The 19,764-nt window shown below is 65.4% G+C and carries 21 protein-coding genes; 10 read left to right on the top strand and 11 right to left on the bottom strand.

All coding sequences use genetic code 11. The features are described 5' to 3' along the window. Positions 1–132 precede the first annotated feature (132 nt). Positions 133–2,253 carry a histidine kinase N-terminal 7TM domain-containing protein gene (locus ACSC1S_RS04255; protein ID WP_435363293.1) on the top strand — a complete coding sequence of 707 codons (2,121 nt, stop codon included), beginning with the start codon at positions 133–135 and terminating at the stop codon, positions 2,251–2,253. 39 nt (positions 2,254–2,292) lie between these two features. On the opposite strand, the gene ACSC1S_RS04260 is transcribed toward ACSC1S_RS04255, so the two are convergent. The 4 genes from ACSC1S_RS04260 to ACSC1S_RS04275 form a co-directional block, all read right to left on the bottom strand. Continuing rightward, positions 2,293–2,916 (bottom strand): hypothetical protein, encoded by a 624-nt coding sequence (locus ACSC1S_RS04260; RefSeq protein ID WP_435363294.1) that lies wholly within the window; start codon positions 2,914–2,916, stop codon positions 2,293–2,295. Beyond that, a complete protein-coding gene (locus tag ACSC1S_RS04265) occupies positions 2,909–4,045 on the bottom strand; it encodes a DUF3179 domain-containing protein (protein WP_435363295.1) in 1,137 nt (378 codons plus the stop codon). The genes ACSC1S_RS04260 and ACSC1S_RS04265 overlap by 8 nt, the downstream gene beginning before the upstream one ends. Before the next feature lie 70 nt (positions 4,046–4,115). Next, complete coding sequence (locus tag ACSC1S_RS04270; RefSeq protein ID WP_435363296.1) at positions 4,116–5,048, bottom strand: phosphoadenosine phosphosulfate reductase family protein; 933 nt, start codon at positions 5,046–5,048, stop codon at positions 4,116–4,118. Between the two features lie 60 nt (positions 5,049–5,108). Beyond that, positions 5,109–6,077, bottom strand: coding sequence for a phosphoadenosine phosphosulfate reductase family protein (locus tag ACSC1S_RS04275; RefSeq protein WP_435363297.1), 969 nt, complete (start codon positions 6,075–6,077; stop codon positions 5,109–5,111). A gap of 129 nt (positions 6,078–6,206) precedes the next feature. Between ACSC1S_RS04275 and ACSC1S_RS04280 the strand changes: the two genes are divergently transcribed. Continuing rightward, positions 6,207–6,872: a DUF6517 family protein gene (locus ACSC1S_RS04280; protein ID WP_435363298.1), complete on the top strand. Its 666-nt coding sequence runs from the start codon at positions 6,207–6,209 to the stop codon at positions 6,870–6,872. 306 nt (positions 6,873–7,178) lie between these two features. Further along, a complete protein-coding gene (locus ACSC1S_RS04285) occupies positions 7,179–8,174 on the top strand; it encodes an outer membrane protein assembly factor BamB family protein (RefSeq protein WP_435363299.1) in 996 nt (331 codons plus the stop codon). Between the two features lie 143 nt (positions 8,175–8,317). On the opposite strand, the gene ACSC1S_RS04290 is transcribed toward ACSC1S_RS04285, so the two are convergent. Continuing rightward, entirely contained in the window at positions 8,318–9,181 is an 864-nt protein-coding gene (locus tag ACSC1S_RS04290) for a 2-oxoacid:ferredoxin oxidoreductase subunit beta (protein ID WP_435317672.1), read from the bottom strand. Continuing rightward, complete coding sequence (locus tag ACSC1S_RS04295) at positions 9,178–10,929, bottom strand: 2-oxoacid:acceptor oxidoreductase subunit alpha (protein ID WP_435363300.1); 1,752 nt, start codon at positions 10,927–10,929, stop codon at positions 9,178–9,180. The genes ACSC1S_RS04290 and ACSC1S_RS04295 overlap by 4 nt, the downstream gene beginning before the upstream one ends. A gap of 101 nt (positions 10,930–11,030) precedes the next feature. Here ACSC1S_RS04295 and ACSC1S_RS04300 point away from each other — a divergent pair, with 101 nt between their 5' ends. After that, positions 11,031–11,669: an FAD-dependent oxidoreductase gene (locus ACSC1S_RS04300; RefSeq protein ID WP_435363301.1), complete on the top strand. Its 639-nt coding sequence runs from the start codon at positions 11,031–11,033 to the stop codon at positions 11,667–11,669. A gap of 141 nt (positions 11,670–11,810) precedes the next feature. Then, positions 11,811–12,692 carry a hypothetical protein gene (locus ACSC1S_RS04305; protein ID WP_435363302.1) on the top strand — a complete coding sequence of 294 codons (882 nt, stop codon included), beginning with the start codon at positions 11,811–11,813 and terminating at the stop codon, positions 12,690–12,692. A 33-nt stretch (positions 12,693–12,725) separates the two neighbouring features. On the opposite strand, the gene ACSC1S_RS04310 is transcribed toward ACSC1S_RS04305, so the two are convergent. Then, positions 12,726–13,145 (bottom strand): VOC family protein, encoded by a 420-nt coding sequence (locus ACSC1S_RS04310; protein ID WP_435363303.1) that lies wholly within the window; start codon positions 13,143–13,145, stop codon positions 12,726–12,728. Positions 13,146–13,308: 163 nt separating this feature from the next. On the opposite strand from ACSC1S_RS04310, the gene ACSC1S_RS04315 reads away from it, so the two are divergent. Both ACSC1S_RS04315 and ACSC1S_RS04320 read left to right on the top strand, forming a co-directional pair. After that, positions 13,309–13,938, top strand: coding sequence for an NUDIX domain-containing protein (locus ACSC1S_RS04315; protein ID WP_435363304.1), 630 nt, complete (start codon positions 13,309–13,311; stop codon positions 13,936–13,938). 50 nt (positions 13,939–13,988) lie between these two features. Beyond that, entirely contained in the window at positions 13,989–14,597 is a 609-nt protein-coding gene (locus ACSC1S_RS04320; RefSeq protein WP_435363305.1) for an NUDIX domain-containing protein, read from the top strand. A 7-nt stretch (positions 14,598–14,604) separates the two neighbouring features. Here ACSC1S_RS04320 and mce read toward each other — a convergent pair whose 3' ends face one another. Next, entirely contained in the window at positions 14,605–14,991 is a 387-nt protein-coding gene (gene mce, locus ACSC1S_RS04325; protein WP_435363306.1) for a methylmalonyl-CoA epimerase, read from the bottom strand. 165 nt (positions 14,992–15,156) lie between these two features. Between mce and ACSC1S_RS04330 the strand changes: the two genes are divergently transcribed. Continuing rightward, the gene (locus ACSC1S_RS04330; protein WP_435363307.1) at positions 15,157–15,396 is read left to right on the top strand and encodes a YgaP-like transmembrane domain; all 240 of its coding nucleotides are present in this window, start codon (positions 15,157–15,159) and stop codon (positions 15,394–15,396) included. Between the two features lie 96 nt (positions 15,397–15,492). Further along, positions 15,493–16,599: an aminotransferase class V-fold PLP-dependent enzyme gene (locus ACSC1S_RS04335; RefSeq protein WP_435363308.1), complete on the top strand. Its 1,107-nt coding sequence runs from the start codon at positions 15,493–15,495 to the stop codon at positions 16,597–16,599. Positions 16,600–16,618: 19 nt separating this feature from the next. Here ACSC1S_RS04335 and ACSC1S_RS04340 read toward each other — a convergent pair whose 3' ends face one another. Both ACSC1S_RS04340 and ACSC1S_RS04345 read right to left on the bottom strand, forming a co-directional pair. After that, positions 16,619–18,301, bottom strand: a complete 1,683-nt coding sequence (locus ACSC1S_RS04340; RefSeq protein ID WP_435363309.1) for an acyl-CoA mutase large subunit family protein — start codon at positions 18,299–18,301, stop codon at positions 16,619–16,621. Positions 18,302–18,376: 75 nt separating this feature from the next. Then, complete coding sequence (locus ACSC1S_RS04345; protein WP_435317684.1) at positions 18,377–18,670, bottom strand: DUF7967 family protein; 294 nt, start codon at positions 18,668–18,670, stop codon at positions 18,377–18,379. A gap of 71 nt (positions 18,671–18,741) precedes the next feature. Between ACSC1S_RS04345 and ACSC1S_RS04350 the strand changes: the two genes are divergently transcribed. Then, positions 18,742–19,056: a DUF8142 family protein gene (locus ACSC1S_RS04350; RefSeq protein WP_435363310.1), complete on the top strand. Its 315-nt coding sequence runs from the start codon at positions 18,742–18,744 to the stop codon at positions 19,054–19,056. A gap of 20 nt (positions 19,057–19,076) precedes the next feature. Here the strand turns inward: ACSC1S_RS04350 and ACSC1S_RS04355 are convergent, their stop codons facing one another. Beyond that, positions 19,077–19,697 (bottom strand): GNAT family N-acetyltransferase, encoded by a 621-nt coding sequence (locus tag ACSC1S_RS04355; protein ID WP_435363311.1) that lies wholly within the window; start codon positions 19,695–19,697, stop codon positions 19,077–19,079. Positions 19,698–19,764: the final 67 nt, after the last annotated feature.

Raw genomic sequence — 19,764 nt, forward strand, 5'->3', positions numbered from 1 at the left:
GAGCAGGGAAATATTCGATTTCCCCGAATCCGTACGCCGGTCTGCCCAGATAGCAACCACCACTGCCGAGCACCGTTCTGTGCGAATCTCGGCCAATCGAGCTTTGTATATCAGGGTCCAGTCTTTGATAACGTGCCGAACACCTACGTTGTCGCCCTGGTGATCGCGGGAGGAATCAGTCTGGCACTGGCGGTTGTCGGGCTTCGTCGGTCCGAGGCGGTCGGGTCACGATGGTTCGTCCTCTTACTGACGAGCATCGCGGTCTGGTGTCTCGGAAACGCCGTCCGGTACGGCCAGACCGACCCCGAAGCGTTCCTGTTCTGGTACCGCGTCAGCAGGTTCGGCGCACAGACGGCTGTCGCGCTCGGACTGGTGTTCGTCCTGGCCTATGCGGGGTACGAGGGATGGACCCGGTGGCCGCGGGTCGGCCTGTTCGTCGTCCCACCACTCGCAATGTTGACGGTCGTCTGGCTCGCACCGTCGATGATCTGGGCCGACACCACGGTGGTCCGGGAGTCGCCGGTGCTCGTGATGGACTTCACCTACACGCCGCTGTTCTCGGCGTGGTACTTCCTGCAGTACGCCCAGATAGCGATAACGCTGGGAGTACTCGTCATGGTCGCGTCCCGGGACCAGCGCCTCTACCGGTTGCAGGCGTTGACCATGCTCGGGGGCGTCATGGTTCCGGTGTTCGGGAACCTCCTCTGGTGGTTCGGTGTCAGTCCCGTCGAACACCTCGACCTCTCCCCGTTCCTGTTGTTGGTGACCGGGGTGTCGTTCGCGGTGAGCCTGTTCTCGTTCGAGCTGTTGCGGGTCCTCCCGGTCGCCAGGCACACGCTGGTCGCGGAGATGCAGGACGGGTTCGTCGCGCTCGACGACGACGGGCGGATCGTCGACGCGAACGCCGCCATGGCGGGGATACTGCAGCGGTCCATGAACGATCTGGTCGGCGAGCAGTTCTCGGCAGTCGTGCCAGAAGGCGGGAACGGGAACACGGCCGAGCGATACCCCGAGGACGTGGTCGTCACCGTCGCCGGGGAGCGCCGCCACTTCGATATGCGGCGGACGTACGTCTCCGAGAACTCCGATGGAACCGACCAGTTGCTCGTCTTCCGAGATATCACGGCCAGGCGACGCGCCGAGAAGCGACACAGTCGGCTCGTCGAGGAGTCCTCGGACCTCGTGACTGTCTTCGATAGCGACGGCTGCATCGAGTACGTCAGCCCCTCGGTACGGGGCGTACTCGGGTACGACCCGAACGCCATCCGTCGCAACTCGGTCGAGCAATTCACGCATCCCGAAGACAGGGACCGGGTCTGGGCCGACATCGAGACGGTCCTCTCGGACCCGGGCGGGTCGGTGACGTTCGAGCATCGGCTCCGTCGGGCCGACGGCTCGTGGTGTCTCGTCGAGTCGAAGGCGCGCAACCTCGTCGAGGACCCCGTCATCGGGGGCATCGTCGTCAACTCCCGCGATATCACGGTTCGCGAGGACCGAAAGCGCCAGCTCGAAGCGCAGAACGAGCGCCTCGAACGCTTCACCAGCGTCGTGAGTCACGACCTGCGCAACCCCCTTGGCGTGGCCACGGGCTATCTCGAACTCGGTCGCCAGACCGGGGAGGATGCGGCCTTCGAGGAGGTGAACGAGGCACTCAAGCGGATGGACCGGATGATACAGGACCTGCTGACCCTGGCGCGTGAGGGGCGGACCATCGACGACAAGCATCCAGTCGACCTCGAGAGCGTCGCTCGAGAGGCCTGGGAGGCGGTCCCGGACGCGACAGGCCGCTTGCTGGTGGACGTGTCCGACACGGTTACCGCGGACCGACAGCGTCTCCGGGAACTGTTCGAGAACCTGTTTCGGAATAGCGTGGAACACGGTTCCACGAACAGCCGGTCGGAGACCGGCAACGCCGTCGAGCACGGCTCGAGGAACATTCGAGCAGACCCAGACGACCCACCCGGCGTCTCCGTCACGATCGGGGAGACTACGGGGGGATTCTTCGTCGAGGACGACGGCCCCGGCATTCCACCCGAGAAGCGCGACGCCGTGTTCGAGTTCGGTCACACCTCGACCGAGAGTGGAACCGGGTTCGGGCTGAGCATCGTCAGTCGCATCGCGGAGGCACACGGCTGGTCCGTCACCCTCACCGAGAGCGACGCGGGCGGGGCACGGTTCGAGTTCGAGACGGATGGCACGACCGGCGGCGTCGGAGAGGACCGGGCAGAACCCGAGTCGGCGATGGACGACTAAGTCACCGACAGAATACTGGCGGTTCCCGACGGCCGAGGCTCAGCCGTGGGCCGCGCCGACGGGGTCCATCTTCCCGCCCGAGTAGACCAGACTGGCAAGCAACAGCAGGACGCCGACGGGGAGGAGCCATTCGAACACGGTCAGGAGCGCGCCCGAAGCGGAGACCCCGAGCGCGATGAGGACGACCGGGCCACAGCACGCGGTCCCAGAGAGCAGCGCCGGGACCGCCGCGAGGACGCTGGTACTGGAGCCAGCGCCACCGCGGTCGATGCCACACGCTTTCGGGTGCCGCCACGTCAGGTACGTGACGCCGAGGTTGATGCCCACGAGGCCGGCGAGAACCAGCCCGAGCGCGATGTTCAGGGGTGAGACCAGCAGCCGGACGACTTCGAGGTTCACCAGCGCGATAGCCTCCCAGGCGAACCGGCTCGTCGTCGGCTCGAACATCCGCGCGACCGGGTCGCTGACGACGATGTAGCCGACCCCGAAGCCGCTCCGGATGGCGAGGTCGCCGATGGCAACCAGGTAGATGCCGAGGTACAGGGCCGTCACGGCGAGGGTAACAGCCAGCGAGTCCCGACGACCGAGTGCGAGTCGGACCGCGTGACCGGTCCGGGACACCCTGTCGGGAACCGACCAGGACCGCTGGTTCGTCTCAGACATAGATCTCGGTCGAGGGGTAGAACGCGAACCAGGCGAACCACATCGCGTCGAACGCGGGTATCGACTCGAGTGGGAGGGCGTCGCCGGTGTGGGTCTCGCCGTCGACCGCGTACTGCTCGCCGTCGGCTACCACCTCGCTGTCGGCCCGATAGACGTAGCCCGTGTCGAGGTCGGGTTCGTACACCGCGACGACCGGCACGTCGCCGGCCATGCCGGTCACGACGCGTTCCTGGCTGAGGTGTATCTTCGAGACGGCGAAGGCACCGCTTCCGGTCCGCGCGCCGATGACGACCATCTTCGGCGCGTGGCGGCCGTCCTGTTTCTCGGGTTCGAACAGCATCCCATCGGTCTTGTAGTAGCCCGCTTTCGGGTTGTACGTCCCGTAGGGGTCGCGACCGTAGTCCCGGATGTAGCCGGTGTCCTCGGTGAGGAGTGTCGTGTCGGGGTGGACCGCTTTCCACTTGTCCCAGGTGGTCCAGGTGACGCGGACGTGCTGGAGGCTGTGGTCCCTGTAGCCGCCCGAGATGGCCGTGCCCATCACCTGTGGCCACCGGCTGTCGGTCTCGCGGTCGTACATCACCAGGTTGGAGTTGAGCAGGTTGCCGGAGACACCGAACTCCGTGTCGCCACGCAGGTAGCCGATGGCCGTCCCGGTCAGCGGACAGTACGAGACGGTGACGTTCTCGTCGCCGAAGGTGTCGTTGACGATCTCGTGCCAGACCAGGATGGACTGGGGATACGCCTTCGTCTCGCCGTTCAGTTCGACGCCGAAGACGGGGTCACCCGTCCGAACCCGAGAGCCGACCGTCGATGCGGCCTCGAACGTGGGCTCGTCGATGGAGGGGATACCGTCCTTTGGCGGGCCACCCGACCGGACCCAGTCGTTCAGCGTCGCGTAGTCGTACTCGACGGTGAACCGCTCGTCGGCCAGCGGAACGGCGGTCCCGGGGCTGCCGCCGCCCGCCGTGGGGTCGCTTCCAGTGTCGGCGGCCGTCGTGCCGGTCCCGCCGCCACCACCGCCACCGACCGAGGCGGTGTTGCCACCGCCGGCACCGAGACAGCCCGCGAGGCCGACGAGCCCACCGCCGGCCGCGGCGAGCATCGCTCGGCGCGTGTGTTTCTCTCCCATGCTGGTAGGGAGGTCGCGAACCCTCTTACCCGTATCCGGAGCGTGCATCGTCGCCGCACGAGCGAGGGACCTACATGTACCCCAACTCGCGCAGCCGCCGCATGTACGCTTCCGGTTCGTCTGCGCGGGCCGCGCGCTCTGGCATACCGTTGCCCGCGAGCACCCAGGCTGGTCGGTCGGATTCCCGCCCCGAGCCCGACGCCGTGCCCAGACTCCGGTAGCCGTGGAAGTACTGTGGAGCGACCGGCAGGTCCGAGACCGAGAGGTCCGGCGGCAGGTCCGCGGCGTTCCGGGGGATGTGGCCCATCGGGTACCCGACCACGGCCTCCGGGACCACCGTCTCCCAGGTCACCGCCCACACGTCGCGCTCGCCGAGCGCCAGCAGCGGCTGAACCCGGTCGTGCGGGACGGGTGCGTCTCGACGTGGCGAGAAGAACGTCTCGTCGGCCCGGGCGTACTGTTCGTCCCAGCGAACGCCGGTGAGCACCGCGTCGAACCCGTGGTTCTCGAGTTCGTCGACGAGTGCCCGCGTCGTCAGCATGTGCGCCCCCTCGGTCGTGTCGGCACTGACGGTGAACTCGTCGCGGTCGTAGTCGAGGACGGTCCGGAGCTCTCGGCGGGCACGCTCGGGGAGCGCCCCGACCGGGACCGATTCACCGGGTTCGAACGTCCGGAAGTCCCGGTTGCGCGCCACGTGCAGGTCCAGCTTCCAGCGAGTCGCCCAGCGTTCGACGAACGCGGCGGTCTCTCGGAAGTGCTGGTAGTGGTCGATGAAGACGACCGGCGGAACCGGGAGGTCCCGTTCGGCCGCGACCTGGCGGACCAGCCACAGTAACAGCGTGGAGTCCTTCCCGCCGGTCCAGCAGACGACGGGGTTGTCGTAGGTCGTGAGCGCTGTTGTGACCACCCCGCGTGCCCGATCGAGGCGCGATTCGACCGTCGGGTAGTCCTCGGCGGTCTCGCCAGTACCGAGGGTGTAATCGACAGCAGGGGTGGATTCCATACCCCTAGAGAAGCGGTGTGGGAAAGTATCGCTATCGGGTGTGTGACTCGGCGGCCGAGCTTACATGTAGCCGAGGTCGCGCAGGCGCTCCATCAGGTCCTCCTTGTCCTGGGCGCGGCCGGCGCGCTCGGTCGTGTTCTCGAGGTCCTGCAGCCAGGCGGGCTCCTGTTCGGCCTTCTCCGTGGAGACCTCGGAGCCGAGCGAGCGGAAGCCCTCGAAGTACTTCGGCGACACCGGGATGTCCTCGTGGGTGAGGCCGTTCGGCAGGTCGTCGTAGTCCTGCGGGACGTAGCCCTCGTCCGGGTAGTCCTCGACGGTCTCGGGCACCACGAAGTGCCAGAACGCCTCCCAGACGTCTGCCTCGGTGAACTGGAGGATGGGCTGGATGCGGTCGTGGGGCGGGTAGATGTCGGGGTCGTGGCGCGGGCTGAAGAACGTCTCGTCGGCACGAGCTTCCTGCTCGTCCCAGCGGATGCCGGAGATGATGCCGTCGATGCCCTCGGATTCGAGCGTGTCGTTCAGTGCGACGGTCTTCAGCAGGTGGTTGCCGACGTAGGTGTCGAGCAGGAACGGGAACGTCTCCTCCTCGTACTCGAGGATGTTGCGGATGTGGTGCTGGTTGTGCTCGGAGAGCGCGTCGACCGGGATGTCGTCGCCCGGTTCGAGGTCGTTCTCCTCGACGTACTGCCCGACGTCGGTGTTGCGAGCCCACTTCACCTCGAGGTCCCACTCGTCGGCCCAGTGCTTCACGAAGTCCATGAGCTCGTCGAAGTGCTGGTAGTGGTCGATGAAGACCGTGGTCGGGAGGTCGAGGTCGTACTGCTCGGCGACCTCCTTGACGAAGTAGAGCGTGAGCGTGGAGTCCTTGCCGCCGGTCCACATCACGGCCGGGTTCTCGTACTGTTCGAGACCTTTCTTGGTCACGTCGAGCGCTTTCTCGAGTTTGTGCTCGATGGACGGGTAGTCTGCGGGGGACTCGCCTTCGCCGTCCGTGTAATCGACGTCGAGGTAGTCGGGGAACTCGGACATCTGTAATGAGATGTAATTACGACCCTCGAAAAAGGTCTTTTGGGTTCGACCTGCTGTGCCAGCCGTTGACGCACCCGCGTCACCCCAATAGCCGGAACCTTCTTAGCCGACCGCGGGGACGTTCCGGACATGGATACGAGGCGCGGGATGGCCGTCGTGGCTATCGCCGCAGTGCTGGTTACGAGCGGATGTCTCGGCTTCGTCATGGGCGAGGAGCCGCTGGAGTACTCGGCGAACAAGGCGACGGTCGCCGACGGGGCACTCGGTGACAGCGGAACCGGCTACACAGAGAGCAGCGTCGAGAATCAGACCATCGAGATAAACGGCACCGAGGTCGGCATCGGTGACCGGACCATCATCGTCGACAACTGGATCGCCCAGTACGAGAAGCAGGACGACTTCATCGACCAGCAGGTCGGGCTGTTCGCGGTCGTCTCCACCCACGAGGTCGACGTCATCGGCCAGCCGCAGAACCCGGTCGGGAACATGAGCAACAGCGACCTCATCGACCAGGTGCTCGGCCAGTACCAGACGGGGTACGGCGACATCTCGAACGTCCGCCAGACCGGCACCGAGCAGGTGACCATGCTCGGCCAGCAGACCGAGGTGACCATCTTCACCGGCGAGACCACCCTGGAGGGGCAGACGGTCGAGATCAGCCTCTACGTCACGAAGGTCAAACACGGCGAGGACTACGTCGTCGCCATCGGCGGCCACCCGACGAAACTGCCCAACGAGGAGGCCGACATCTACACGATGATACAGAACGTCCGCCACGACACCGACGAGGAGTAGCCGACGCCCTCCCCTATCACCGCATTTATATTATTGTTGTTCTGAACAGACCGTATGAACAGGAGAGGAGCGCTTGCTGCGCTGGGCTCCGTCGTTTTTGGAGGGTGTCTTCGATTACAGTCACCCGACCAGTCGTCAAGCACGCGCTCGTCGACCGAGGGACCCACTGACACAGCCGTTCCAACGGAGACGTCGACAGCCGGTGAGACGACGACTACCGACGCGGTCGAGAATCGTCTCGCCATCACAGCCCGCTGGCAGACCTCGTTTCAGTCTGCCATCGACAGCCGAAAACACGGCGACACGATGTACATCAGCAGCGCGCGCCCTGACGATAAGGGTGCGGTCACGGCAGTGGACAGCGCCACGGGCGAGCGCACGTGGACGACAGAACTCGGCGGCTTCCCGGGGGCGCTGTATCTCGAATCGGATGCTGACACACTGTATGTCAGCGCGAGTAATCTGAAGACGGTGTATCTGCTCGATTTGGAGACAGGTGAACAGCTGGCGTCGGCGGAAATCGGTGACACGCAGGGAGCCGGTGCGCTCGCCGACAGCACGTTCGTCATCGGCACGAACAGTGGTCCAGGTGAGGACACACTGTACGGATTGCACTCGGAGACGCTCGCCGAGCAGTGGACGGTATCGAGCGACCTCACCGGGTTCAATGGAGCGGTAACGACGGACGATGCAGTGACTGCTGCGTTCCGAAACGGCCGGGTAACTGGATACGACCCATCGTCCGGTACGGAGTTGTGGGAGACTGACGCCACCATCGCGTCGCCACGACACGGACCATTCAGTGACCAGAAGGGCGGTGTGTTCGCGGTCCACTCATCGGACAACCAGCTGCTGCGGCTGGACCCGTCCAGTGGGGAGCGACTGTGGTCGTCACAGCTCGGCACGGAGACGGGAAGAGCGGCAGCGGTCGCACCACCGTCGTTCGACGAGGGAACCCTGTACCTCGGTGCGGACCAGCGCGTGATGGCGGTCGACATCGAGTCCGGTGACTCGGTCTGGACGCAGGACATCGGCGAGACCGTCACGTCGTCGGTCGCGATAGCGAAAGACGTCTGCTGGGTCGTCAGTGAGGACAGTGAAGACGAGACGACGTCTCTTCACGGGTTCCACCTCGATGACGGAACGGCCTATTACCAGGGGGTCCCGCAGGCTGTGAGCGACTTGCGGGAGGCGAGCGATACGGACGAACCACTCACACTGCGGCAGGTCAGCAGTACGGGCGACCAACTCACGCTCACCGCTGGCAAGAACGTGGTCGGACTCAGAACCGAACAACTGTGAGTCCCGTCTCGAAGATAGCGCCCTCCAACGATTCAACAAGCAATACAACCGTCGACAGCACGAGCGGTTCGCAGAACCCGAGTGCTGTCGTTCACGGAGTACGAACGAAGACGAAGTGAGCGAACCCGACGAAGAAAAAGGTACTAGTAGAACTCGCGGACCAGGTCCATCGCGTTCTCGGGCGCGCCGTCCGGAATCTCAGACATGTTCTCGGTGACGCCGTGGACCTCGTGGTACGGGACGGAGTCCTCGTCCTGGTAGAGGACGCCCATGTACTCCTTGTCGCCTTCGAGGATCTTCTTCTTCGCGGCCTCGCGGTCGGTCGGGTCGTGGCCCTCTTCCTTGAGGTCGACCAGGGAGTCGCGGAAGTAGTCGTAGGTGTCGACGTCGTTGAACGTGACACACGGGCTGAACGTGTTGACGAAGCCGAAGCCGTCGTGCTCGATGGCCTGCTGGATGATCTCGGCGTGGCGCAGGGCGTCGGAGCTGAACGACTGGGCGATGAACGTCGCGCCCGAGGCGAGGGCGAGCGCGAGCGGGTTGACCGGGGGCTGCTGCGGGCCTTCCGGGGTCGTGCTCGTCTCGAAGTCCGAGCGCGAGGTCGGGGAGGCCTGGCCCTTGGTCAGCCCGTAGATGCGGTTGTCCATGACGACGTAGGTCATGTCGGGGTTGCGGCGGACGGCGTGGACGAAGTGGCCGGCACCGATGGAGTAGCCGTCACCGTCGCCACCCGCGACCATCACTTCGAGGTCGGGGTTGGCGAGCTTGACGCCCGTGCCGACGGGGAGCGCGCGGCCGTGGACGCCGTGGAGCGCGTAGCTGTGCATGTAGGTGCCTATCTTACCGGAACAGCCGATACCGGCGACGACGAACGTGTTGTCGGGGTCGTTGCCCGTGTTCGCCAGTGCCTTCATCATGCCGTTCATCGTACCGAAGTCACCACACCCGGGACACCAGGTGGGCTGCTTGTCGGACTTGAAGTCGGTGAATCTAACGTCTGAGCTCATTGGTCTGCCTCCTGGGAGATCGCGTCCTTGATGTCTGCAGCGAGTTCGTCCGCCTTGAACCGGACGCCGTTGTACTTGTTGATGCGGGTGACGCGCTGGAGCACGTCGTGTTCGATGAGGTCCGCGAACTGGCCGGTCGCGTTACACTCGACGACGATGACCTCGTCGGCGGCCTCGACCTCTTCGGTGAGGTCGGGGCGCGGGAAGATGTACGGGACCGAGAGGACGCGGACGTCGACGCCGTCTTCCGTGAGGTAGTCGAGTGCCTCGTTGAGGGCACCCTCGTTCGACCCCCACGAGATGACGAGGTTGTCGGCGTCCGAATCGCCGAACTCGCGGTAGTCGAAGTTCTCCTGTTCTTTCGCGGTCTCGACCTTGCGGTTGCGCTTGTCGACCTGTTCGACGCGCACCTCCGTACTCTCGGTCCGGCGACCGAGTTCGTCGTGTTCGAGGCCGGTACTCATGTGCGCGCCCTGGTCCGTGCCGGGGAAGGCGCGCGGCGAGATGCCGTCCTCGGTGTTGGCGTGGGGCGTGAAGCGGCCCTCGTCGTCGAGCCACTCCCCGATGGTGTCGTCGTCGACGACCTTGCCGCGGTCGACCTCGACGGCGTCCATGTCGAACGTGTCCGGCGTGAACGTCTGCTCGGTGACGGCGAGCGAGAGGTCGGCGAGCACGTAGACGGGGGTCTGGTACTTCTCGGCGTAGTTGAACGCCTCGACGGTCTTCCAGAAACACTCGGCGATGGTGGTCGGGGCGACGACGAAACGCGGAATCTCGCCGTGGCCGCCGAACAGGGCCATGTTGATGTCGGCCTGCTCCTGCTTGGTCGGCATCCCGGTCGAGGGACCGGAGCGCATGACGTCGACGATGACCAGCGGGGTCTCGCTGGTGGCGACGAGGCCGAACGTCTCGGCCATGAGGTCGATACCGGGACCGGAGGTTGCCGTCATCGACCGGGCACCCGCGCGCGCCGCGCCCAGTGCCATGTTGATGGCGGAGAGTTCGTCTTCCGCCTGCACGACGTGGCCGCCGTACTGCTCGATGCGGCCGGTGAGGTACTCCATCACGTCCGTCGCGGGGGTGATGGGGTAGCCGGAGTAGAAGCGACAGCCGGCGGCGATTGCGCCCATCCCGATGGCCTCGTCACCGTTGAGCAGGACGTAGTCCTCGTCCGTGGTGTCGAGGTCGTAGTCGGTGTCGAGGTCGTAGTTCTCGCGAACGTACTCCGCGCCCATGCGGGCCGCCTGCTTGTTGTTCTCGACGAGCTTCTCGCCCTTCGAGCCGAAGCGCTTCTTGAGCGCTTCGTCGAGGTTCTCGATGGGGAAGTTGGTGATCTCACACGCGGCACCGAGTGCGACGACGTTGCGCATGATGGCACCCCCTGCGTCCTCCGCGATGGACTTCAGCGGTACGTCGACGCCGGTGATCTCGTCGGGGTACTCGGCGTCCCACGAGCGCTCGCCGTCGTAGATGATGACGCTGTCCTCGTGGAGCTCGTCGAGGTTCTCGTCGATGGTGCGCTGCGTGAGCGCGACGAGCAGGTCCAGTCGGTCGACCACGCTCTGTACGGGGTCGACTGCTGTGCGGATCTTGTAGGCTGTGTAGCCGCCGCGAATCCGCGACGCGAAGTCCTTCGAGGTGAATACGTGACGTCCAGCACGTGACAGTGCCTGAGCGAAAATCTTCCCGGTGGAGTCGATACCGTCTCCGGCCTCCCCGCCGATTGCCCAGTTTAAGTCCTCGGCCATGTTGGTGCGGGGGTACCCCTCGTGGGAGTAAAAGGGTTCTGAAACATGGGGAAACGCGCCGGAACGGAAGGAATTTACTCGGGACCGTAATAACTAGAATTATGGACGAGACGGTAGTCGACGTGCGGGGCGTTCGTACGGTCGGTCCTGACACTGTGGCACTGGACCTCGAGACACCCGACGGGTTCGACGCGCTGCCGGGGCAGTTCGTGTTGCTCCGGGCCGAGATCGACGGCGAGGAGCTGAGTCGGTACTACACCCTGTCGTCGCCGACGGTGGGGGAGACGTTCGAGATAACCGTGGGCGTCGACCCCGACGGCGACCTCACGCCGTGGCTCGCCGACCTCGACGAAGGCGCGGAGGTCCGAATCGAAGGCCCGTTCGGGAACGTGAGCTACGACGACGAGGGCGACGTGGTCGTCATCGCTGGTGGGCCCGGCATCGGCCCCGCGGTCGCCATCGCCGAGCGGGCGGTCGAGCGCGGACACGAGGCGACCGTCGTGTACCAGGACGACGAGCCGGCACACGAGGACCGTCTGGTCGAACTCGAAGATTCGGGAGCACTTGTGCAGGTGTTCGGGGACGACGCGGACGGCGAGGTCGGCGACGCGGTGGTGGCCGCGAGTGACCGTGGCGACCTGTACGTCTTCGGCTTCCAGGACTTCTGCAGGCTGGTCCAGGACGCGCTGGCAGACGCCGGACTCGACCCCGACGAAGCCAACGTCGAGAGCTTCGGGTAACGACTGGTTACCGCCCGGTAGCACCGGTCAGATTCTCACACTCTCTAAACGAGAAATCGGGAGTCTTACCACTCAAAGAATGCTGAATTCGGCGTTTCAGGTACCCTAATGGTCTTTTATGAGGGATTCTATTAGGGTACTATGCGACGCCGACAACTGCTCACCGCAATCGGTGGAACCGCATCACTCGCAGCTGTTGGCTCCGTTGGGGGAGCCACGGGGCGCGGCAACAACCGGTTCGACGCCAGGAGGCGCTACTACCGGTCCAGGTACGGACGAAAGGCAAATCTCGGGCCACGGGATGACACCTTCCCGGAGAGTGAACCGTTCGCGCGCGTGACGCTCGGCACGCGCGACGGGGTGGACTTCCCGGACAACCAGGTGGCCCGGACCATCAGACTCTGGAACGACAGTCCCGAGGCCCGGACCATCGGGGTCCGCATCAGGGACGCCGAGCGCATGCGACTCTGGCAGATTCGCGAGTACCCGGCGAACGGCTGGCTCGAAATAACCCTGAACCAGCCCACGGAGTACGACGTCGCCGTCGACGTCGAGGGACGGTTCGGCGGTGAGACCAGGATCACCGAGTACGACTGCAACACCGCGACCACGACCATCCGCGTCGAACCCGAAGGGACGGTCAAGTCGACCACGGCGACGACGCGCAAGGGATGTCCCGGGGCGGAACTCGTCGAGACGGCGCTCACGACCGAGAGTGGTCGGTGTGGCACCCTCGAAGGTGCGGACGTCATCCGCGAGAACGAGGAGGTCGTGGTCGACGGGCTCGTGTTGACGCCGAACCCGTGCTATACGGCCAGGGTCACCGGGACCGAACTCGAGGACGACGTGCTGACGGTCACCATCGGTGCCACGAAGTCGACGGATGCGGCCTGTATCCAGTGTATCGGGCACGTCCCGTACCAGTCGCGGATGCGGTTCCGCAACGCCTACCCGAAGCGCGTGGTCGTCGACCACGAGGTCAACGGCCGGAAGACCCGGATGGTCGACACCGAACTGGAGTGAGAACAGGAGAGTGAACCGGGCCGTGATGATGGGTCACTCGCCGACCGAGTCGTCGTAACAGACGAACTCGACACGATTTTCTTCGGGGTCAGAGAAGTAGAGCGACCGCCACGACACCCACTCGTGGGTGGCGAAGTCGAGCTCGACACCGAGCGATTCGAGCCGGTCGCGTTCGGCCTCGAAGTCCGCGAGGTCGATGGTGAACGCGAAGTGGTCGACGGTGGTTCTGGCTGGCTCCGGCGCGACGTACCCGTCCCCACCTGCGCGGTCGAAGAGCGCGACGATCTGCGTGTGGCCACCGTAGCCCTCGCGCAGGCGGAAGAAGGTGCTCGTCTCGAACCGTTCGAGCACCTCGAGGCCGACCACGTCGCGGTAGAATTCCGTCATCTCGTCGAGGTCCTCGACGCGCAGCGCCAGTTCACCGATCTCCTTTACGGCTCGGTCGTCAGTCATGCTGCTCGACACGACTCGCCGACACATCTCCATTTCGATGCGCGGGTGCCGGCACTGCGCAGTCGGTTCGCTTCCGAACCACCGACGCTACGCCAGTCACGAGCACAGGGTCCCCCTGGTCGACCCGACAGAGGCCAACAGTTTCATCTTGGCTGTTCACCGAGTGCCAGACGAGGCAATGCCGCCCGCCCGCTACAACGTGAACGAGGTCGCCAGACGTGTCGGTCGACTCACCGACGAGTACGACGACGTGACCGTCATCACCGAGCGCGAGGAGCCACAGAACCGGTTCGAGGACATTCGGGAGCACGCCGCCGAGGGCTACATCGGCGGGGCATACTGCTGGACGGTTCGCGCCGACGGCGGACAGGGCGGGTCGGACAGCCAGAACCCCGACGAGGGCGAGGACGCCCGGGAGGAACGAAAGCGCGTCCTCCTCGGGATGGGCTGTGAACGCGACAGCTGGTGTCCGCCGGGCGGTGGCCTGGAAGGCTACGACCCCGGGGAGCCCGGCAGTGGCGAGACGTTCGAGGAGACCGCCCGGCGGACCGTGCGCGAGGAGACCGGCATCGAGTGCGAGCCGACCGAGTGCGTGTTCGTCCACTGGGCCGTCGTCGAGGACCCACGGAGCCACGACGAGGTCCACCTCGCCTACGTCGTCTTCGACGCGGCGTACCGCGACGGGAGCGTGGCCATCGAACCCGAACAGCTCAACGGCGCGGCCTGGTTCGCCGACCTCCCGCCGAACCTGCACTACTTCGCCCAGCGGCGGGCCGACGAGTGGCCGGTCTGACCGCGGAAACCGGTAGTTTCTTTTCGACTGACAGACTGCTCACGAAGTCCATGCCGCCCGCCCGCTACAACGCCGACGAGGTGACCCGCCGCATCGAGCGACTCCAGGAGACGTACGAGGAGGTGCACGTCGAGCGAAAGCGTGAGGGCCCGATGGAGGAGTTCGACGACCTCTGCGGGTACGCCAGCGAGGGCTACATCGGTGGCGCGTACGCCTGGGTCGTCCGGAAGCCCGAACAGGCCCACGAACTCACCGAGTCGATGCCCGACGACGCCTTCGGGGACCAGGAGCGCGTGTTGCTCGGGATGGGTCGCGGGTCGAACCACTGGGGACCGGCCGGCGGGGGCCTCGAGGGGTTCGACCCTGCCGAGCCCGGGAGCGGTGAGACGTTCGAGGAGGCCGCGGTCCGCGAGGTCCGCGAGGAGACCGGGGTCGAGTGCGAGGTCCACGGCCCGGTGACGGTTGACCGACTGGTCGTCGCGGACCCCGAGGGCGAGGACGAGGTCCACCTCGCCTACGTTATCTTCGGCGGTCGGTACACCGGCGGCAGCATCGACGTCCAGCCCGGCGAACTCAACGGGGCCGCGTGGTTCGCCGACCTCCCCGCCGAAATCCACCCGAACGTCGAGTTCTGGCCCGAGTACTGGACGGCAGAGTAACGACGGCTCAGTGCTGGACGAACTCCAGTAACACGCCGCCGGTGTCCTTCGGGTGCATGAAGGCCACGTCGTGGCCCCACACGCCGGTCCGGGGCTCCTCGTCGATGAGCCGGACATCGTGGTTGCGGGCCGTGTCGAGCGCCGCCTCGATGTCGTCGGTCGCGACCGCGAGGTGGTGGATGCCCGCGCCGCGGTTCCCCAGGTAGCGGGCGATGGTCCCCTCGTCGTCGAGCGGTTCGAGCAGTTCGAAGTAGCCGTTACCGGTGTCGAGAAAGAGGACCTGCATCCCGTCGAACTCCTCCTCGTGGGCGACGGCGAACCCGAACAGGTCCGCGTACAGCTCGGCCATCGAGGCCGCGTCGTCGGTTGCGATGCCGGCGTGGTCGAAGTGCATACGAGGACCGACACGTCGGAGGGACATGAAGGTACAGAATCCGGTCTGGCGCAGTGGAGACGGTGCAGCAGTCGGCTGTCTGTTTTCGGTCACCACCTTGCCCACGTTCTCGGAGGGCGAGAACAGACTTGTGCATTTATGGGAATAGCGTGCAATATTACAATCATGGAACGAAACGTCGGCTCCACAGATCGGCTCGTCCGCCTCGCACTCGGTGCAGTACTCCTCGTCGCGGCCGCCGTCGTCGCTGCTGGCGTCGTCAGCCTCGGCAGCGGCACCGTCGCCACGGTGGTTGTTCCGTTGCTCCTGGCCGTCGTCGGCCTCGTCATGCTGGTCACGGGCTACACGCAGTCCTGCCCGGCCTACGCGCTGGTCGGCATGCGGACCCTCCGGCGCGGCCAGTGAGACGCTGACCGCGCGGGAGCGGACCCCGCAGCCCCTCCTGTTTTCCGAGTACCACGAGCAGAAACACACACCTACCCACGCCACACACCTCACCACATGCACCCCTCCGACCTCCGCGACGACATGCCCGTCCTCGACCGAACAGTCTACCTGAACACCGGCGCGAGCGGCCCGAGTCCCCGCCGCGTCACCGAAACCGTCGAATCGTGGTACGAGTTCCACGAGTTCGAATCCCCCGCCGGCGAGGGGATGTACATGCCTGCGTTCGACCTGTTCGACGACGTGCGCGAGACCGTCGCCAGCCACATCGGTGCTCGGTCTGACGAGGTCGCACTCACCGGGAGCACTACAGACGGCATCAGCCGGCTCCCGCTCGCGATGGACTGGAATTCGGACGACGTGATCGTCCGGACCGACGCCGAACACGCCGCGGGCATCCTCCCCTGGCGACGCCTGCGCGACACGTACGGCGTCGAGGTACGGGTGGTCGAGACCGACGACGGCCACATCGACCCCGAGGAGTGGAAGGAGGCCGTCGAGGGTGCCACGCTCGCGACGTTCTCCTCCATCTGCTGGACGTCCGGCGTGCTCGCGCCGGTCAGCGACCTCGTCGACATCGCCCACGACGCAGGCGCGCGGGTCCTCGTCGACGCGGTCCAGTCGACCGGCCAGCACGCCTTCGACGTGCACGAGTGGGGTGCCGACGCGGTCGCCGGGTCGGCGCACAAGTGGCTGCTCGGGCCGTGGGGCGCGGGCTACCTGTTCGTCGAGGCCGACTTCGCGGAGACGCTCGAACCCGCCCAGCTGGGCTACCGGAACCTGGAGGACCCCTACGCCGACCCCTACGAGTACGCGCCGGGCGCGAAGCGCTTCGAGTTCGGGACGGTCGCGCCGGCCCCCTACGCTGGCCTGCAGGAAGCTATCGAGATGATGGAGGATATCGGCATGGACACCATCGAGGACCACATCGCCGACCTCACGGGCTACTTCAAATCGGAACTCGGCGAGGACCGGCTGGTGTCACCCCGCGAGTACCACTCTGGGCTGGTGTCGTTCTCGGACCCGGACCCCGAGGCGACGGTCGAGCAGGTAGCCGAACAGGGCATCAAGATTCGGTCCATCCCGACCGCGAACGTCGTCCGGGCGTCGCTGCACGTGTTCAACACGCGTGACGACGTTGATGCGCTGCTGGACGCACTCTGAAAACGGAGAAGAGACTCTCTCAGACCGTGCCGCCGGGGCGGTACTCCCCGAACACGTCCCGCATCACGTTACAGACCTCCCCGACCGTCCCGTACGCCTTCACGGCATCGACGATGTACGGCATGACGTTCTCGTCACCTTCGCAGGCTTGCCGGAGTGCCTCCAGTTTCGCGTCGAGTTCCTCGTCGTCGCGGGCTTCGCGGACGTCTTCGAGGCGGCGAATCTGGCGCTGTTCGTCCTCCTCGGTGACCTCCTGGATATCCATCTCGGGCTCCTCGTCGACCTCGAACTCGTTGACGCCGACGATGATGCGCTCGCCCGACTCGATCTCCTGCTGGCGGTCGAACGCGGTGTCCTGGATCTGGCGCTGGACCCACTGGTTCTCGACGGCCTGGAGCATCCCGCCCTTCTCGTCGACCGTCTCGATGATGTCGAACGCCTCCGCCTCCAGCTGGTCGGTGAGCGCCTCGACGTAGTAGCTGCCGGCGAGGGGGTCGATGGTGTCGGCCGCACCGGACTCGTGGGCGAGAATCTGCTGGGTGCGCAGGGCGGTCCTGACGGACTTCTCGGTGGGTAGGGCGAGGGCCTCGTCCTTCCCGTTGGTGTGCAGGCTCTGGGTTCCGCCGAGGACTGCAGCGAGGGCCTGGTAGGCGACGCGGACGACGTTGTTCTCTATCTGCTGGGCGGTCAGGGTGGAGCCGGCAGTCTGGGTGTGGAACTTGAGCTGCTTCGATTTCGGGTTCTCGGCGTCGAAGCGCTCTTCCATTATCGTGGCCCACATGCGCCGGGCGGCGCGGAACTTCGCGACCTCTTCGAGGACGTTGTTGTGCGCGTTGAAGAAGAAGGAGAGCTGGGGGGCGAACTCGTCGACGTCCAGCCCGGCGTCGAGCGCGGCCTCGACGTACTCGATGCCGTCGCCGAGGGTGAACGCGAGTTCCTGGGCGGCCGTCGAGCCGGCTTCGCGGACGTGGTAGCCGGAGATGGAGATGGTGTTGAACTTCGGCGTCTCGTCGGCGCAGAACTCGAAGATGTCCGTGATGATGCGCATCGACGGCTCGGGCGGGTAGATGTACGTGTTCCGGGCGATGTACTCCTTGAGCACGTCGTTCTGGATGGTCCCGCGAAGCTCCTCGCGGTCGACGCCCTGTTTGTCGCCGACGGCGATATACATCGCGAGGAGGACCGAGGCAGGAGCGTTGATGGTCATCGAGGTCGAGACCTCGTCGAGCGGGATGCCGTCGAACACCGTCTCCATGTCCTCCAGCGTGTCGATGGCGACGCCGGATTTGCCGACCTCGCCCGCGGACATCGCGTCGTCGGAGGAGTAGCCCATCTGGGTGGGGAGGTCGAACGCCATCGAGAGCCCGGTCTGGCCCTGGTCGAGCAGGTAGTGAAACCGCTCGTTGGTCTCGTCAGGGGTCCCGAACCCGGCGTACTGGCGCATCGTCCACAGGCGACCGCGGTATCCCGTGGAGTAGACCCCCCGGGTGTACGGGTCCTGACCGGGGAACCCGAGGTCCTCGTCGTAGTCCAGCTCTGCCACGTCGTCGGGCGTGTAGAGTCTGTCGACCGTCTGGCCCCCCGTGTCTGTCGTGAACTCCTCTTTGCGCTCGCCGAAGCGGTCGACAACCGGGTCGACCGAGTCGGTCTCCCACTCCGATTTCCCGGAGCGAATCGCGTCGAGGTCGTCCTCGTCGAACATAGGAAAACCGAGGGCCACCCCGGCCTTAACTGTTCACGAACGTCCGTGATATCCCTGCGCGTTCACCGACCCCGGTCAGACCTGGTCGTCGGGGTCGTGCGTGGCCGCCATCCGCTTCGCTTCGGTCGCGTACTGCTCGCGCTCGTCGGGGTCCGTGACCGGCCCGTACTTGCTCGCCGGGACGTCGAGGGCGGCGTGTGTCACCCGATGCTCGCCGGTGAAACTCGTCAGGGCGCGCTCGCGGCGATGGTAGAACCGACCGTCTTCGCTGGCGTAGACCAGGATGACGATGTTCTGCTCGTCGTCCGAGTACGTTCGTTCGACCAGCCACATCTGCTTCGTGTCGGTCGCTTCGGTCTGGGCTCCCATACTGTAGTTTCGCCGTCGAAACCCAAACCGGTATCGGGTACTTTTTGGCGGTCCGAACCCCAGAACCGGCCATGGATGCGCCACTACCGGACGACGACGGGGAGGCCGACTCGGGACAGGCTGGCGCACCGATTCCCGACGACGACAAGGTCTCACGCAAGCAGGCGTTCCTGTTCATCCTCCCGTTCTTGCTCCTCGGGCTCGCGGACGTCGTCTTGCTCCTCGGCTGGGGCCTCGACCCGCTCTGGGGGTTCATGATACTCCCGCCCATCCTCGCCATCAGCTTCCTCGGCTGGATCGCCTTCAAGTACGGGTTCGTCAGCGACAACAAGAACTACGACTACGCGGAGGATGACGAGCCGAAAAATTCGGTCGAAGACGCCTGATTCGCGGTTCCGTTCCCGTTCTAACTTCCAGTGTCGTACTTGTAGGTCGCCGTCTCGCTGTCGATACCGAAGTCCTCCGGTGAGACCTCGTCGGGGACCACTTCGGCCTTCGACGCCTGCTTGAACCGCTCGCGGAGCCGGTCGGGCATAGAGAACTCGTCGATTCCAAGCGTCATCGGGCGGGCGTTCGGCGCGGTCTCCTCACGTTTCTCCGACAGCCGTTCCTGGAGAACCGGCGGAAGCTCGTCCTCTGCGATGGCGGTGAAGCCGAACTGGGCGAGGTACCCACCTTCGTCGGTCAGCGAGTACACCGTCTCGAAGCCCTGGTCGCGAGCGTACTCGATGAGTCGCTCGATGACGTGGGCACCGACACCCTGCTCTTTCCAGCCGTCGAGGACGCCGATACTGGTCAGTTCACAGATATCCTCGGCGGATTCGACCTCTCGGCGGCCGCTCTGTTTCCGGTCACCCTCGTCGGTCGTGTGGAGCCGGATGCGGCCGAAGCCAGCCTTCGACCCGGACTCTTCGTCCACAGCGATGACGTAGTCGCGGGACCGGAACGCTGTGTCGTCCAGACCCATCTCCTCGATGCGGTCGAGCAACCAGACCTCGTCCCTGTTTTTCGCGTCCCGGACGTACATGGTAGTTGGTAGCTTCCCGAAGGGCATAGGATTTGTCCCCAACCTGGCGGCTGGTTGGGGGACGACA

Source organism: Haloarchaeobius pelagicus (assembly GCF_051207375.1).
GTDB lineage: Archaea > Halobacteriota > Halobacteria > Halobacteriales > Natrialbaceae > Haloarchaeobius.

What these genes read in the sequence shown, in the direction of transcription:
- ACSC1S_RS04355 (WP_435363311.1), bottom strand. Translation starts at nt 19,697, where the DNA reads ATGTACGTCCGGGACGCGAAAAACAGGGACGAGGTCTGGTTGCTCGAC.
- ACSC1S_RS04295 (WP_435363300.1), bottom strand. Translation starts at nt 10,929, where the DNA reads ATGGCCGAGGACTTAAACTGGGCAATCGGCGGGGAGGCCGGAGACGGT.
- ACSC1S_RS04345 (WP_435317684.1), bottom strand. Translation starts at nt 18,670, where the DNA reads ATGGGAGCCCAGACCGAAGCGACCGACACGAAGCAGATGTGGCTGGTC.
- mce (WP_435363306.1), bottom strand. Translation starts at nt 14,991, where the DNA reads ATGCACTTCGACCACGCCGGCATCGCAACCGACGACGCGGCCTCGATG.
- ACSC1S_RS04335 (WP_435363308.1), top strand. Translation starts at nt 15,493, where the DNA reads ATGCACCCCTCCGACCTCCGCGACGACATGCCCGTCCTCGACCGAACA.
- ACSC1S_RS04270 (WP_435363296.1), bottom strand. Translation starts at nt 5,048, where the DNA reads ATGGAATCCACCCCTGCTGTCGATTACACCCTCGGTACTGGCGAGACC.
- ACSC1S_RS04285 (WP_435363299.1), top strand. Translation starts at nt 7,179, where the DNA reads ATGTACATCAGCAGCGCGCGCCCTGACGATAAGGGTGCGGTCACGGCA.
- ACSC1S_RS04280 (WP_435363298.1), top strand. Translation starts at nt 6,207, where the DNA reads ATGGATACGAGGCGCGGGATGGCCGTCGTGGCTATCGCCGCAGTGCTG.
- ACSC1S_RS04265 (WP_435363295.1), bottom strand. Translation starts at nt 4,045, where the DNA reads ATGGGAGAGAAACACACGCGCCGAGCGATGCTCGCCGCGGCCGGCGGT.
- ACSC1S_RS04310 (WP_435363303.1), bottom strand. Translation starts at nt 13,145, where the DNA reads ATGACTGACGACCGAGCCGTAAAGGAGATCGGTGAACTGGCGCTGCGC.
- ACSC1S_RS04330 (WP_435363307.1), top strand. Translation starts at nt 15,157, where the DNA reads ATGGAACGAAACGTCGGCTCCACAGATCGGCTCGTCCGCCTCGCACTC.
- ACSC1S_RS04305 (WP_435363302.1), top strand. Translation starts at nt 11,811, where the DNA reads ATGCGACGCCGACAACTGCTCACCGCAATCGGTGGAACCGCATCACTC.
- ACSC1S_RS04340 (WP_435363309.1), bottom strand. Translation starts at nt 18,301, where the DNA reads ATGTTCGACGAGGACGACCTCGACGCGATTCGCTCCGGGAAATCGGAG.
- ACSC1S_RS04275 (WP_435363297.1), bottom strand. Translation starts at nt 6,077, where the DNA reads ATGTCCGAGTTCCCCGACTACCTCGACGTCGATTACACGGACGGCGAA.
- ACSC1S_RS04290 (WP_435317672.1), bottom strand. Translation starts at nt 9,181, where the DNA reads ATGAGCTCAGACGTTAGATTCACCGACTTCAAGTCCGACAAGCAGCCC.
- ACSC1S_RS04320 (WP_435363305.1), top strand. Translation starts at nt 13,989, where the DNA reads ATGCCGCCCGCCCGCTACAACGCCGACGAGGTGACCCGCCGCATCGAG.
- ACSC1S_RS04300 (WP_435363301.1), top strand. Translation starts at nt 11,031, where the DNA reads ATGGACGAGACGGTAGTCGACGTGCGGGGCGTTCGTACGGTCGGTCCT.
- ACSC1S_RS04350 (WP_435363310.1), top strand. Translation starts at nt 18,742, where the DNA reads ATGGATGCGCCACTACCGGACGACGACGGGGAGGCCGACTCGGGACAG.
- ACSC1S_RS04260 (WP_435363294.1), bottom strand. Translation starts at nt 2,916, where the DNA reads ATGTCTGAGACGAACCAGCGGTCCTGGTCGGTTCCCGACAGGGTGTCC.